Here is a 14,769-nt window from a genome sequence, read left to right on the forward strand (position 1 = left end):
ATAGAACCATGTAAGTCGAAGACGAAAGAGAGATGTATGTCCGATAAAAAATTGTTATTGAATCTGTATTGGCACATGCATCAGCCCGATTACCGGGATCAGGTCAGTGGTGAGTATGTTCTGCCGTGGACATATCTGCATGCGCTTAAGGATTACAGCGACATGGCCTATCATCTCGAGCAGAATCCAAAGGCAAGAGTTACCTTCAATTTTGTCCCCATCCTGGTTGAGCAGTTACAGGATTACGCCGAACAATCCCGTATCGGCCAATGGCGTGACCCCTTGTTACGCTTATTGGCCAGTCCTGACCTTGATCACATTACAGATGCCGATTGCCAGTTGATCGTGGATAGCTGCTTTAAAGCGCACCACGAGAAAATGCTCAGTCCTTTCCCGCATTACCAGCGCTTGCTGCATCTTTATGAATTGGTCGAGCCGGTGATGAAAACCGGACAATTTCATTATCTATCGGCCCAGTACAAGTCTGACCTGCTGGTTTGGTACCATTTGGCGTGGACTGGTGAGGGTTTGCGCCGCAAGAGTAAAGTCATCCAGGGCCTGATGAAAAAAGGGCTGCTGTTTACCCTGGAAGACCGCGTGGCCTTGCTCGAGGTGCTTAGTGAAACCCTTCAGGGCATTTTGCCGCGCTACAAGGCGCTAGTCGCCAAAGGCCAGATCGAGCTCACTACCACGCCTTATTACCATCCTATCCTGCCTTTGCTGATTGACCTCAAAAGCACGAAAGATGCGATGCCAAACGCACCTCTGCCTAACTCACCCACTTACCCGGATGGACCTGCACGCGCCATTACGCATGTTGAGGCCGCCAAGGTTTTTCATGAAAAAGTATTTGGGCAGAAATCAGTGGGTATGTGGCCCGCCGAGGGGGCGGTTTCCCATGCTGCCTTATCGCTGCTGGCGGAACAGAATGTTGCATGGGCCGCCACCGGGCAGGGCGTGCTCGCCAATAGCCTGAAAAAGCTGGGCCTGGAACACGAGCATGCCAAAGACTATCTATACCAGCCATACCGGGTGACCAATGGCCAGCAGGATATCGTGTGTTTTTTTCGAGATGACCAGTTATCAGACAAAATCGGCTTTGAATATTCCAAGCAATACGCCAGCGAGGCTGTAAACGATTTTATCCAGTCACTGGAAGCCATTCATGCCAACAGCGACGAGGATACACCACCAGTCGTTAGCGTGATTTTAGATGGTGAGAATGCCTGGGAATATTATCCTTATAACGGCTATTACTTCTTGCAGGAGTTATACCAGAACCTGGCGAATCATCCTTTGATCCAGATGACTACGTTCAGTGATATTCTCGCTATGCAGGAGTCGCAGGCGCTACCGCAACCCGATCTGTTGAAAGATATATGCGCCGGTAGCTGGGTGCATGGCACTTTCAGTACCTGGATCGGCGAACCAGCTAAAAACCGCGCGTGGGACCTCTTGTGTGAGGCCAAGCGCCAATATGACCAGCATGTGCACAAGCTTTCAGTCGCCGCCAAAGAGAAATGCCAGCAGCAACTCTCTGTCTGCGAAAGTTCAGACTGGTTCTGGTGGTTTGGCGATTATAACAATGCGCAAAGCGTCACTAGTTTTGACAAGCTCTACCGCCGCAATCTGAGTAATCTTTACCATTTATTGGGTTTAGTCCCTCCAGAAAACCTTTCCCAATCTATCAGTCACGGTGGTGGAAACTCCGAAAATGCCGGCACTATGCGTCGAGGCACATCTTGATTGAGCGCTCAATTGACTTGATCCGGTCTACTCTATTCATTTTCATTTAACCCCTTCAAGAGTTTAATTTAATAAAAACAATATGACGCAAGCCAGACAAGTCGGTGTTTTAATGCATATCACCTCATTACCAGAAGGTAATCTTGGGCCGGATGCGTATCGTTTCATAAATAATCTGGTGGATATGGAAGTGTCTATCTGGCAAACCTTGCCGGTCACCCTGCCACACGAAGACCAGTCTCCCTACCAAAGCGTGTCAGCGCATGCCGGGCATACTGGCATGATCAGTGTCAAACAGCTATTGAACGAAGGCTGGTGCCTGCCGGACGAAGTGAATCTGTCTCAACCTGAATTATTTGCCAAAGTCATGCTGCGCGTGCAGTCGAATGGTGCTATCTCGAAAGTGGATGGCCACGGCCTGAGCTGGTCCGGTTTTGCACGCTTCTGCCAGGCGCAACAGTTTTGGCTTGAAGACTTTGCACTGTTCATGAGCTTGCGTGAGCAGCATGGCTACAAAGGCTGGAATGAATGGCCCGAGGCTTATCGTGTGCACGATATATTGGCGTTGCAGGCATTTACGGAGACGCATGAGGAAAAACTGACGCTGATCAAGTTCACCCAATATATATTTTTCCAGCAATGGGCCCAACTCAAAATATATGCCAATCAGCGTGACATCAAGCTGTTTGGGGATCTGCCGATATTTGTTGCTTATGACAGTGCTGATGTGTGGGCGCACCCTGAGTGGTTCAAGCTGGATGCTGAGTCAAACATGACTGTGGTGGCCGGCGTGCCGCCGGATTACTTCTCCATCACCGGCCAGCGTTGGGGTAACCCGCATTACAACTGGGATACCATGCAGGCTAATGGCTTCTCCTGGTGGCTGGGCCGTATCGAAACGCAATCCAAGCTTTTTGATATTGTGCGCATAGATCACTTCCGCGGGTTGCAGGCCGCCTGGGAGATTCCCGTGAGTGAGCCGACCGCAATCAATGGGTATTGGCAGCCAGCCCCAGGACATGCGTTATTACAAGCCATCATACAGACCTTTCCACAACTGAGCCTGGTGGCGGAAGATCTCGGTATTATCACTGAAGATGTCGACGCACTACGCCATGCCTTCAACCTGCCTGGCATGAAAATCCTGCAATTCGCTTTTGGTAGCGGTTACGATAATCCCTATCTGCCGGAAAATATCGATGAAAACAGCGTGATGTATACCGGCACGCATGACAACGATACGACACTGGGCTGGTACCAAGAGGCAGAAGAGGGGCCGCGGTTGCATTTGCAGGACTATCTGCAACAGGAAGCACCAGAGATGCCGCTAGCATTAATGCGGCTTGCATTAAACAGCATTGCTTTCCTTGCTGTTGTCCCCATGCAGGATATTTTAGGGCTGGATGGCAGTGCACGTATGAACACACCCGGCACCAGTATCAATAACTGGGCCTGGCGCATGCACTGGGAACAATTGACGGATGAAAAAATTACTAGCTTTAAAGCGCTTGTGAAAGAAAGTGGCCGTGCCTATGGCTGAGTCAAACACGGCTTTGCGCCTGGGGCTGGATGTCGGCGGTACTAACTTACGGCTTGGCGTATTCTCTAATCTCACATTGCTTGAAGAAACCCGTTTTCAAGCCAATTATTCAGCCATCTGCAAACAAAACTCGCCCGAGCAAGCGTGGCAAAATATATTGCAAGTCACAGCAACGGCAATCCAAACCATGCTGGATAAGCACTCGGCAATACAAAGTATAGGGATAGGTTTCCCGGGCTTTATCAACCCAGAGTCTGGTGTACTTGCTCAATCACCTAACCTTCCCGGGCTTATCAATGTCAATTTAGGCAAGGATTTATCAAAGCTGCTTGGACGGAAAGTGCTCGTAGTCAACGATGGCAATGCAGCGGCATATGGTGAGTACTGCTCGCTTGAACAACCTGCAGGAGGCTTGTTATACGCAGGTCTTGGCACTGGAATTGGTGGTGGATTGGTTGCTAACGGCAAAGTATGGGCAGGGGCACATGGTTACGCACTGGAGTTAGGCCATTTAATTGTTGAGCGTGATGGTCCAGAGTGTGGCTGTGGCAACAGGGGATGTGTAGAACAGTATGCTTCTGCCACCGCAATTGGTAAAAACTATGCCAGGCTAACCGGCAAACAATTATCAGCGCAAGAAGTTTCAACGCTTGCCATACAAGGTGAGAAACAAGCGCAGTCAGTGTTTGCCCTTGCAGGTGAAAAACTGGCACAAGCTATTGCTTTAACTCTAAATATTGTAGATGTTGAAAATATTGTGATTGGTGGTGGCGTGGTTTCTTCTTGGGCGTTAATGGAAGAGTCATTTACCCAGCGATTGCAGACTGATTTGATTCGTGTGTTGCGAGATAAAGTCAAAGTGAATTTGTCGGCTTCGGGAGATAATGCGGGAATGCTAGGAGCAGCCTTCCTCGCAGATCTAGCTGCTAATTGAGTGTGGTCTCTTTTCTTATTGCGTTTTCAAGGGTGAAATGTTCTAGAATTTTTAATTAATAAATAACTTTAATATAAACCATTAAGTATTTGTTATTTATAAATTATTTTCATTATTCATGTTGTTCTAAAGCCCAAACTACATGTTCCCGAAGTATCTCGTTTTCTTCATGGAGTCGTGCTTCCAATGCAGTAATCACTTCAGGCGAAGTCGGCGCATTGCCTAATCCTACCGCCACATTCCGCAACCATTGAATATAGCCTATGCGATAAATCGCACTGCCAGCCATACGTTGCTGAAACTCCGTTTCAGTCCATTTGAAGCAGGACACTAAATCTGTACTATCCAGACCATTTCGCACAGAAAAATCACTTTCTTCACTAGAGACAGAAAACTTGTTCCAAGGGCAAATGAGCTGGCAATCATCGCAGCCGTAGACACGATTGCCGATTAATGGCCGCAATTCCGGTGGGATGCTGCCTTTGTGCTCGATGGTCAAATATGAAATACAACGCCGGGCATCCAATTCATAAGGGGCGACAATGGCCTGGGTAGGGCAGATATCAATACAGGCGCTGCAACTGCCGCAATGTGAAGTAGTTGGTTCATCAATCGGCAAAGCCAGGTTGGTGTAAATTTCCCCAAGAAAAAACCAGGAACCCTGTTGCCGGTTAAGCAGCAGGGTATGTTTGCCACGCCAGCCGACGCCAGCCTTGGTTGCCAAGGCGACTTCCAGCACCGGTGCACTATCGGCAAATACGCGGTATTCAAAACTGCCATAGGTGTCGGTGATACGCGTGCAAAGCTGTTGCAGTTTTTGCCGCATCACCTTGTGGTAGTCACGCCCCATGGCATAACGGGCGACATAGGCTTTGTTCGGGTCTTCCAGTGTTTGCCAGCCGTCCTGTGCATCCTCCGGCATGTAATCCAGGTTAACTGAGATCACCCGCAAGGTGCCGGGTACCAATTCTGCCGGCCGGCTGCGCTTGGAGCCGTGTTTTGCCATATAATCCATGTCGCCATGGTATTTTTTTTCAAGCCAGCGCATAAACCCTGGCTCTGCGGCAGACAGGTCGGTGTCAGTGATACCAATACTGCCAAAGCCCAATTCGCGCGCCCAGCCCTTGATTGTGGCCGCCATTTTTTCGGCAGCATGATGATCAGGCAAGTGAATAGGAGCAGGATGTGAATGGTGTGACATGACAGAAACGTATTCTACACAGATTTTAAAAGACGAAGCAGCCACAACGCATGCCGCAAGCGTGTTGGCAAAGCAGTTGCAACCGGGGCAGGTGATTTATTTGCATGGTGACCTCGGTGCCGGTAAAACGACGCTGGTACGCGGCATTCTGCATGCGCTGGGCCATAGCGGCAAAGTCAAAAGTCCAACCTATACCATTGTAGAACCTTATAACCTGCCAGTCGCTTCATGTTACCATTTTGATTTGTACCGCTTTCAAGACCCTGAAGAATGGGAAGCCGCCGGATTCAGGGATTACTTCAATGCCACAAGCATTTGCCTGGTCGAATGGCCGGAAAATGCGGGTGCCTTGTTACCGATTGCCGATATTGAGATTCGATTTGATATTTTGCCACATGGGCGCCTGCTGCATATCACCAGCCAGCAACCGCTATCATTGGAAGGTTTATGCCAGTAAGTCGTTTTAAATGTTTCAAAAGCTGGGTGCTGACAGCGTTGGTATTTGCATTCAGCATTTCTTCACAGGCCGCTGAAGTCATCCTGGCCAATTTGCAGCAGCAGGGCAGCCAGATCCATCTTGACCTGTTACTCGACCAGCAAATCAAATACCGGATTTTCACGCTGGATAACCCGTTCCGGGTGGTGATCGATATGGATTCAGTGGCTATCAGCCCCACATTAAAAGCGTTGCCGCCGCAGCTGGATCTGCAACATCCTTACCTTTCCAAGATCCGTATCGCGCCATTCACAGAAAACACCACCCGTATTGTATTTGATATCAAATCCGATATTAAACCGTTGGTGACGGATATGAATGCAGGCAACTCCCAGCAGCGCCTGGCTATCAGCATTGCGCCTGCGACTGCCAACGCTAGCGCTGAACCGCCGCTAGGCTCACCGGCGCTGGCACATTCCAAACAATTGGAATCGCAGGCAAGCAGTTCCGAAGAAAAGGCCGTAGAAAGCAACGAGCCAGCGCCTGAGAAAGCTTCCTCTAATACGCCTGCCGATAAACCGGCTGATAAAACCACAGAAAAACCGGCAGACAAGCCGGCGGATAAACCACTAGAAAAAACCGTCAAGCAGGCAAAACCCGGCCAGAAAATAATTACCATCGCTGTGGATGCCGGCCATGGGGGTGAAGACCCTGGTGCCAGAGGCGCCAAAGGCAGCCACGAAAAAAATATCACCCTGGCAATCGCCCGTAAACTCAAGCAGCAGATTGATGCCGAAGACAATATGCAGGCAATCCTGATCCGCGACGGTGATTACTTTGTCCCATTGGGAGACCGCGTCAAGAAAGCGCGTGCGGCTAAAGCAGACCTGTTTATCTCGATTCACGCGGATTCGTTTATCAACAGCACGGCGCGCGGTTCGTCAGTGTTTGCGTTATCCGAGCGTGGAGCTACCAGTGCCGGTGCGCGTTACCTGGCCAAGAAAGAAAACGCGGTGGATTTGATTGGCGGCGTGGCGATTGATACACGTGATATGGATTTGGCGCGTACTTTGCTGGATTTATCACAGACCGCAACGATCCATGACAGTATTCGCCTGGGCAAAGGCGTACTCGGCAGAATCTCTAAAATCAATACCTTACATTCGAAGTATGTGGAGCAAGCGGCTTTTGCGGTGCTGAAATCACCGGATATTCCTTCGATTCTGGTAGAGACGGCGTTTATCAGTAACCCGGAAGAAGAGGCCAGGTTGAATGATGATGGTTACCAGGATAAGTTGGTGAATGCGATCTTGTCGGGCGTGGAGTCGTATATAGCGACGAATCCTTCTTTTTCTAAGAAATAAGCATCAGTTTCAACTCGATATTTTTAACCTAGAGTGGCAGGAGTTTCGTACTGCATCTGTGCGCTTTTGTAACGATTAAAGTAGATATCCTCTGCCCAATTCGTCATTCTGGCGGAGGCCAGAATCCAGGTAGTGCGAGTGCTTAGCGAGGTAGCAATAAATAACCTGATGCCACTTACGTGTTTGGATGAATATTTAATAGATATTTCTTTCGATTTTCACCATTCTTTTTCGCCTCTAGGCGAGTTACTTTTCTTTGCTTGCCCAAAGAACAAGTAACCAAAAGAAAAGGCACCCTAGCCTCCGCTTTTTCCTCCGTTGCTCGTCAAAACAAGCGGTCACGAAACTCAACCTGGTAGCTCACACAAAGCGTGAGCTCCTGCGGGATTCGGACAGTCGCTCCCTTACTTCTTATTTTGCCTGTGCTACTCGGCGCGTCAGATAGGGGCCCGTTGAAAACCACCACGATGGAACGTTGTTTGAACATATGGTATTCAGGATGCTAAGTGACTTTTGGACTTCTAAAACTAAAACGCTACAAACTGTTTTGTATTTTGACGCGATGATTGAGCGGGTTGCAATGTGAAGAGATACAGCTAGGTGAAAGCGTGTGTTCTTATGGGCCCCTATCTGACGCGCCGAGTAGCGCAATCAGCGTGGGAGTTGTCGGCCAGCGTCTGTTTGAGTTCCGCGGTGGCTTGCGACTTTTGCAAGCCACTAGGGCGAGTTTCGTTGGACGCCCACGTTGATGAGCAACGCAGGGAACAAGCGGAAGCTAGGGTGCCCTTTCTTTTGGTTACTTGTTCTTTGGGCACGCAAAGAAAAGTAACTCGCCTAGGGGCGAAAAAGGACATTGTGCCCGTCATTGGATTTTTTAACCTAGCACATCTCTTCTAAATAAAGATGCCGGTCTTGTTCTTTGCAATCTTTAATTTATGGACGAGCATAAGAAAGTGGGGCATCCACAGGAGAAAGAGTATGTTTCATTCAGGAACTAACGCTGTTGCGCCAATTCCATCTCCCTTTGCGTCTTCCCATACCCCGCCTGAACTTTCAACGCCCGACTAATAAATCCATTCAATGTTTTTCTAGCTTCATCCACCAAATCCCTATCAGGGAAAATCTGCGGATATTGATAACTCAACCAGCTATATAAACTCAAATGCTGACAAATCAGTTCCGCCTGTTCCAGATATTGCGCCTGCTGGCCTTTCAACCATTCCGGCATTGTCGGGAGGGCACGAGGTTGCTGATTCACAATCGCCTGCATGCATTGCACAAAATAATCCCGCGCAATCGGCACCTGTATCGCCAGTGGTGCGCACATCAAACGATACTTATCCCGCATGGCTAGCTTGGGTGCGGTTTCATCTATCAGCAACGCTTGCTGGTATTGCAAGGGCGTCACCTGCCACTGCAAAGCGGCAATGCCAGATTGCTGTTGATATTGTGCATGCAAATACTCGACACACTCTGCCAATCGCCAGGTGGGGATGCGCTGGCTTAAAGCTTCAATATCACCGCTACCCACCGCCATCGGCAGGGCAAATGGCGCGACAGTGTCGTCACAGCCCAGCATTTCATTCAAATGCCATTGCTCATCATCTTCCAACACCGTCACATAGCCGGTGTCATACAAACCATGCCGCCCAGCACGCCCGGCAATTTGCCGCATTTCGGTGGCATTGAGTGGGCGCGGGGCCACGCCATCAAACTTATGGATATTGGCAAAAATCACCCTTCGGATAGGCAAATTGAGCCCCATACCAATCGCATCTGTCGCAATCAGTATTTGCGCATCACCACTGGCAAAACGAGCGGATTCGCCACGGCGAACCTCTGGCGATAAAGCGCCGTAAATGGTGGCGACAGTTAAACCCCACTGGCGGATGCGTGCTGCCAGTGTTAATACATCTTTGCGGCTAAACGCGATAATCGCATCGCCAGCTTGCAACACTTTGCGCAGTTTCGCCGCATGGTAACGCTCACCGCAAATGCTGGCATCTTCGATCACCAGCGGCGTCATGCGCTGCAAGTGGGTGAGGGTATAAGGCTCATTCAGGGCATCCAGCACCCGTGTGCAACTTTCAGTCACGCTATTGGCGCCACAGATAAACACCTGTCTGGCGGGCACGCCAACTAAAGCAGCAGTCCATGCGCTCCCTCGATCGGGGTCCATCAGCATCTGGATTTCATCAATCACTGCGACATCCACTGCATGGTCCGGCCGTAACATCTCAATCGTCGAAGCGGTATGTTTTGCACCTGGTACGATGATGCGCTCTTCCCCTGTGACCAGATTGCAGGGCACATCTGCCTGCATCAGCCGATCACGTACTTCCATCGCCAATAAACGCAGCGGCGCGAGATACACGCCAGAATCGGCTTTGCGTAAGGCTTCCAGTGCCTGATAGGTTTTACCGGAGTTGGTCGGGCCGACATAAAAGTGATGCTGGCGATTCAGCTGGCGGGCGAGGGCGAAGCGGTTGAGATAGGCTTGGAAATCAGAAAGTGGCATGGCCTCCATTCTAGCAAAACAGGTAGAATATGAAGATGCAAATAAAATTACTCCCCGACCAACTTATCTCGCAAATTGCCGCAGGTGAGGTGGTTGAGCGCCCGGCCTCGGCGCTTAAAGAGCTCCTGGAAAATAGTGTCGATGCCGGTAGTACACAGATTCAAGTCGCGTTGATGCAGGGCGGTACCAAGTTATTAAAAGTCACCGATAACGGTCATGGCATTGCCAAAGATGAGCTGGAACTGGCGTTGACGCGTCACGCCACCAGCAAGATTCAAAGCCTGGAAGATCTGGAGCAGGTGGGCAGCCTTGGGTTCCGTGGTGAAGCACTGGCAAGTATTGCTTCAATTTCGCGCACTGTGCTCACCAGCCGCCAACAGGCTGCCAGTCATGCCTGGCAAATTAGCGCAGAAGGCACACAAGGCCAACCGATCAGCCCTGCAGCGCTGGATGAAGGCACTATCGTCGAAGTGCATGATTTGTATTTCAACACCCCGGCCCGCCGCAAGTTTCTTAAAACCGAGAATACCGAGTTTGGCCACTGTGAAGATGCCTTTACCCGCATCGCCTTGTCGCGCTCGCAAATTGGATTTTTGCTGCAGCATAACGGCAAAGCCATCATGCGGCTGTCCGCTAATACACCTCAACAGCGTATTACCGATGTTCTCGGCAACGAATTTGCCACTCAAAGCGTTTGGCTGGATGAAGAAAGTAGCGGGCTACGCCTGTGGGGAATGACCGCCTCGCCGACCTACCAGCGCCATAGCCGCGATACGCAATACGTGTTTGTGAATGGCCGTTTTGTACGCGATAAACTGATTGCGCATGCCATCAAGCAAGCCTATCAGGACGTATTGCACGGCGACAAACATCCGGCTTTCGTGCTTTTCCTCGAACTCGATCCTTCATTGGTCGATGTTAACGTCCACCCGGCTAAAACCGAAGTCCGCTTCCGCGAATCGCAAGCCGTGCACCGCTTTATTTTCCATAGCCTGCACAAAGCCCTGGGGAAAACATCCGCCGAAATCCAGGCCAGCCAGCCCGTACAAGCGCCATTTAACCCGTTCACGCCCGGCTTATCCATGCCGCGTCAGCAAGTCGAAATGCCTTTGCAAAACCGCTCGGTATTTGATGGCAGCTACCAGCCCAATGTCAGTAATGGCGCAGCTATGGCCCAACAATTTTACGGGCAAATGTACGGCGACTTAAAGCCTACCAATGTAAGTGCATTGGGGAATGTCCAAGAAAACCCTTCTTCAGAAGATTATTTAAACCCGATATCACTTTCTGAAGCCGTTCTCACTCAAGAAGCAGCGCCACAACCGCAACAATATCCACTCGGTTTCGCGCTAGGCCAATTGCATGGCATTTATATCCTAGCCCAAAACGCGCAAGGCATGGTGGTCGTCGATATGCACGCCGCGCATGAACGCATTATGTATGAGCGGCTGAAAAACGCCTTAAGCGAACAAGCGATTGCCACACAGCCACTGCTGATCCCTATGAGCTTTTATGCGGAAAAAGTTGAAGTCGCCACACTGCAATCCCTGCAAGGCAGCGATACCTTGCAACAGCTAGGATTTGATTTAGCTACCTTGTCGCCGACCACCATTGCCATTCGCGCAGTGCCCACCATGCTGCAAGATGCGGATGTTGTGTCATTAGCGCGTGCGGTATTGCGTGACCTGCATGAGTATGGCGCCAGCCGTGTGTTGCTAGAGCGCCAAAACGAGGTGTTAGGCACAATGGCTTGTCATGCTGCCGTGAGGGCTAACAGGCAACTCACCATCACTGAAATGAATGCTTTGCTCAGGGATATGGAAGCGACTGAAAGAAGCGGGCAGTGTAATCACGGCAGGCCAACCTGGTTCCAGGTGAGCCTGAATGATCTCGATAAGATGTTTATGCGCGGGCAGTAAGACTCTGGATTTAGAAACTTAAATAAAAATATGTGATGGCTTATCCAATTGAACAAAAATTAGTAATCAGCGTTGCCTCAAGCGCTTTGTTTGATTTAACCGAGTCTCATGAGGTTTATAAAACTCAGGGCGTAGAGGAGTATCGCCAGCATCAAGAAAAGAATATTGATGTTCCGTTTGCAAAAGGCGTTGCGTTCCCCTTTATTCGCAGGTTTCTGGCAATTAATAAGGCTTTTCCCAAAGAGTTACCGGTAGAAGTTGTGCTGTTATCAAGAAACTCACCAGAAACAGGGTTGAGAGTGTTCAGATCAATCCAACATTACGGCCTGGACATCTCACGCGCCAGTTTTATGACAGGCAGGTCTCCGCATGAATATATTCCAGCATTCAATACCTCACTATTCCTGAGTGCTAACGAAGCGGATGTGCAGTCTGCGATCGATTTAGATTATCCCGCAGGCGTAGTTTTACCCTCAAAAGTCTATGATGATGAGACTGACACTGAGCTTAGAATCGCTTTTGACTTTGATGGCGTGATTGCAGATGATGAAGCGGAAGCCGTTTTCAAAACGAATAATAATCTAACCGAATTCGAAGCGCATGAGGTTGCCAAGCAATCTATTCCGCACCAGGCCGGGCCTTTGGCTGATTTATTTAAAAAACTATCTTTGATGCAAAAGCTGGAAGACAAACTCCTGAGCGAAAATCCCGATTATAAAAAGATATTGAAAATAGCAATTATTACTGCAAGGAGTGCACCTGCTCACGAACGTGTTGTCACCACCTTAAAAGAGTGGGGCGTTTCAGCAGATGAATCGTTTTTTCTTGGTGGAATGGAAAAAGCCAGAATTCTCTCAGTGTTAAAACCGCATATGTTTTTTGATGATCAGAGAAGTCATTTAAAATCTTCTGCGGGCGATATTCCGATGGTTCATATTCCATTTGGCGTTGCTAATTCAAAAGTTAAATGAAATATTTGGTAGCAAAATTGTTAGCCTGCTTTTCGAGACAAAAATAATATAACTAAGATATTTGTAGAGGGAGAGTTATGGAGAATCAAGATAATCTTTTTGAAGAGTATTACAAATCCGCAAGAGATTTGATCTTGGAGCGTTTTTCTAGCCCTCTCTTTTTCTCTTTTATTATTTCTTGGTTAATAACTAACTACAGAATTGTGATCACAGTCTTGTCCGACCAGACAGCAGAGTTCAATGTGGATTATAAGTTTTGGCTAGTTCAACAGTATTTGAATATTTGGGATGGTTTCGCTTATCCTTTAGTAGCTGCATTAGCATATGTTTTCTTATATCCACATATTGATTTAAAAATTACAGAATATCTTCTAAATAGAGCGATTGAAAAAAGAAATTCAATTCATGACATCGAAAAAACTCAAACAAGAACAGCTGCTGAAGTTGCTGCTATTCATTTAAGGCACTATAAGGTTGAGTCCGAATTACGAAAAGAAATAGAAAATTTAAGAATCACAGAGCAACAATTACGAGAAAAAATTTCTAGTTTCGAAACAACGCCAGCTGAAACTCCTCTAGAGCCCAGCTCAAATACATTTGTAGATGAGCCTTTAGTTAAAAGTGAGAGTTCCGATATCAGATGGGAAGCTGAAGAATTAGATACGATTAAGACTTTGGGAACATTATTTGATAATGGAGACGAGTATGTGGAATTTGAGAATATTGTGAATTATTCGCAATATTCTCATTCAGCAATTCGACTAGCCTTATTAAATTTGGTAGAGCATGAATATGTTGATAACAATCCGACTGTTTATTGGTTGACAAAAAAAGGGCTGACGAAATACCAAGATATCTTAAAGAATGCATCTGTTTAAGATCCGTTACTAATTTTGATAAAGCTATATCTTGTTTACACTTTAGAGTGTGTATGCAAAACTTCCTACCTTAGACATAAAAATAGCTATTCCTAACTACATTGATATTCTAGTATTCCCAGCTGAAATTCGCTGTATAGATTGCGGTGGCTGCAATTAACCCTTCAGAAAAGCCTGTTTCGCGGGCAATGATTTCAATCTAGTGGTGGCCTGTTTATATCATTAATCTTGCAGATTCTAACCAGGATTGGATAGAGTGAGAGAGGGCGCGTCGCGCTTTAAGGCCAAAATTTTCCAATACAAAATCCGGTCTCCGCGGTCTTGCTTCATAACAATTTAGAAAAGGTTGTTCTATGTCTGTAAGCATTAATGTACCTACCCAAATCACTTTAGGTGATCGCCAGCTCCACCGTATTGGTTTCGGCTCTATGCGTATCACGGGAGCCGGAGTTTGGGGGCAACCTGAAGACCCGGCCCATTGCTTGGAATTATTGCGTAGACTGCCTGAGCTGGGAATTAATTTTATCGATACTGCGGACAGTTATGGCCCGAATGTCAGCGAGGATTTGATTGCTGAGGCGCTGTATCCTTATAAAGGACTGACCATTGCAACCAAGGCAGGGTTAACCAGACAAGGGCCTAATGTATGGACAGCCGTAGGGCGGCCAGAGTATTTGCGTCAATCGCTATTGATGAGTTTGCGCCGTCTTAAGGTAGAGCAAATTGACTTGTGGCAATTGCATAGGATTGATCCCAAAGTACCTAGAGATGAACAATTCCAGGTGGTTGCCGAGTTCCAGAAAGAAGGTTTGATAAAACACATTGGTTTAAGCGAAGTGAAGGTTGAAGATATTAAAGAGGCACAGAAATACTTCAATGTGGATACTGTACAAAACCAGTTCAATCTGATTAACCGGCAATATGAGCAGGAGCTGGATTATTGCACTGAGAATGACATCATTTTCATTCCATGGTACCCATTGGCCAAGAATGCATTGGCTGGAAAATTGGATATATTGGGTCAAATTGCACAGAAATACGAAGCCACACCTAACCAGATCGCAATTGCATGGCTATTGAAACGCAGCCCAATCATTTTGCCTATCCCCGGCACCAGCAAGGTGCAGCACTTTGAAGAAAATATGCAGGCGATCAATATCAAGTTAACTAATGAAGATTTTGAGCTGCTGGCGAATACTTTCAAGACGGTTAATTCATAGGTGGTAACCTCTCCAAATAATAATTCTCCAGGCAAAGGTTAA

The 14,769-nt window shown here is 48.0% G+C and carries 11 protein-coding genes; 9 read left to right on the forward strand and 2 right to left on the reverse strand.

Annotation, left to right across the window (positions count from 1 at the left end; all coding sequences use genetic code 11):
• Window positions 1-36: 36 nt before the first annotated feature.
• The 3 genes from VK958_RS09440 (at window position 37) to VK958_RS09450 (ending at window position 4,220) form a co-directional block, all read left to right on the forward strand.
• Window positions 37-1,746: a glycoside hydrolase family 57 protein gene (locus VK958_RS09440; protein ID WP_325240935.1), complete on the forward strand. Its 1,710-nt coding sequence runs from the start codon at window positions 37-39 to the stop codon at window positions 1,744-1,746.
• Window positions 1,747-1,828: 82 nt separating this feature from the next.
• Window positions 1,829-3,286: a 4-alpha-glucanotransferase gene (gene malQ / locus VK958_RS09445; protein WP_325240936.1), complete on the forward strand. Its 1,458-nt coding sequence runs from the start codon at window positions 1,829-1,831 to the stop codon at window positions 3,284-3,286.
• Window positions 3,279-4,220, forward strand: a complete 942-nt coding sequence (locus VK958_RS09450; RefSeq protein ID WP_325240937.1) for an ROK family protein — start codon at window positions 3,279-3,281, stop codon at window positions 4,218-4,220. Before malQ ends, VK958_RS09450 begins: the two co-directional genes overlap by 8 nt.
• Before the next feature lie 112 nt (window positions 4,221-4,332).
• Here VK958_RS09450 and queG read toward each other — a convergent pair whose 3' ends face one another.
• Window positions 4,333-5,421 (reverse strand): tRNA epoxyqueuosine(34) reductase QueG, encoded by a 1,089-nt coding sequence (gene queG, locus VK958_RS09455; protein ID WP_325240938.1) that lies wholly within the window; start codon window positions 5,419-5,421, stop codon window positions 4,333-4,335.
• On the opposite strand from queG, the gene tsaE reads away from it, so the two are divergent.
• A complete protein-coding gene (gene tsaE, locus VK958_RS09460; RefSeq protein ID WP_325240939.1) occupies window positions 5,420-5,878 on the forward strand; it encodes a tRNA (adenosine(37)-N6)-threonylcarbamoyltransferase complex ATPase subunit type 1 TsaE in 459 nt (152 codons plus the stop codon). The two genes, queG and tsaE, sit on opposite strands and share 2 nt — an antisense overlap.
• Complete coding sequence (locus VK958_RS09465) at window positions 5,869-7,221, forward strand: N-acetylmuramoyl-L-alanine amidase (RefSeq protein WP_325240940.1); 1,353 nt, start codon at window positions 5,869-5,871, stop codon at window positions 7,219-7,221. Before tsaE ends, VK958_RS09465 begins: the two co-directional genes overlap by 10 nt.
• A gap of 994 nt (window positions 7,222-8,215) precedes the next feature.
• Here VK958_RS09465 and VK958_RS09470 read toward each other — a convergent pair.
• Window positions 8,216-9,739: a helicase-related protein gene (locus tag VK958_RS09470; RefSeq protein WP_325240941.1), complete on the reverse strand. Its 1,524-nt coding sequence runs from the start codon at window positions 9,737-9,739 to the stop codon at window positions 8,216-8,218.
• A gap of 35 nt (window positions 9,740-9,774) precedes the next feature.
• On the opposite strand from VK958_RS09470, the gene mutL reads away from it, so the two are divergent.
• From mutL to VK958_RS09490, 4 genes are all read left to right on the forward strand, one after another.
• Window positions 9,775-11,658, forward strand: coding sequence for a DNA mismatch repair endonuclease MutL (gene mutL / locus VK958_RS09475; RefSeq protein ID WP_325240965.1), 1,884 nt, complete (start codon window positions 9,775-9,777; stop codon window positions 11,656-11,658).
• A gap of 35 nt (window positions 11,659-11,693) precedes the next feature.
• Entirely contained in the window at window positions 11,694-12,629 is a 936-nt protein-coding gene (locus VK958_RS09480; protein ID WP_325240942.1) for a 5'-nucleotidase, read from the forward strand.
• 77 nt (window positions 12,630-12,706) lie between these two features.
• Window positions 12,707-13,507: a hypothetical protein gene (locus VK958_RS09485; RefSeq protein ID WP_325240943.1), complete on the forward strand. Its 801-nt coding sequence runs from the start codon at window positions 12,707-12,709 to the stop codon at window positions 13,505-13,507.
• 353 nt (window positions 13,508-13,860) lie between these two features.
• A complete protein-coding gene (locus VK958_RS09490; RefSeq protein ID WP_325240944.1) occupies window positions 13,861-14,727 on the forward strand; it encodes an aldo/keto reductase in 867 nt (288 codons plus the stop codon).
• The last annotated feature ends 42 nt before the right edge of the window (window positions 14,728-14,769 follow it).

The sequence above is a fragment of the Methylophilus sp. genome (assembly GCF_035460085.1).
Lineage (GTDB): Bacteria > Pseudomonadota > Gammaproteobacteria > Burkholderiales > Methylophilaceae > Methylophilus.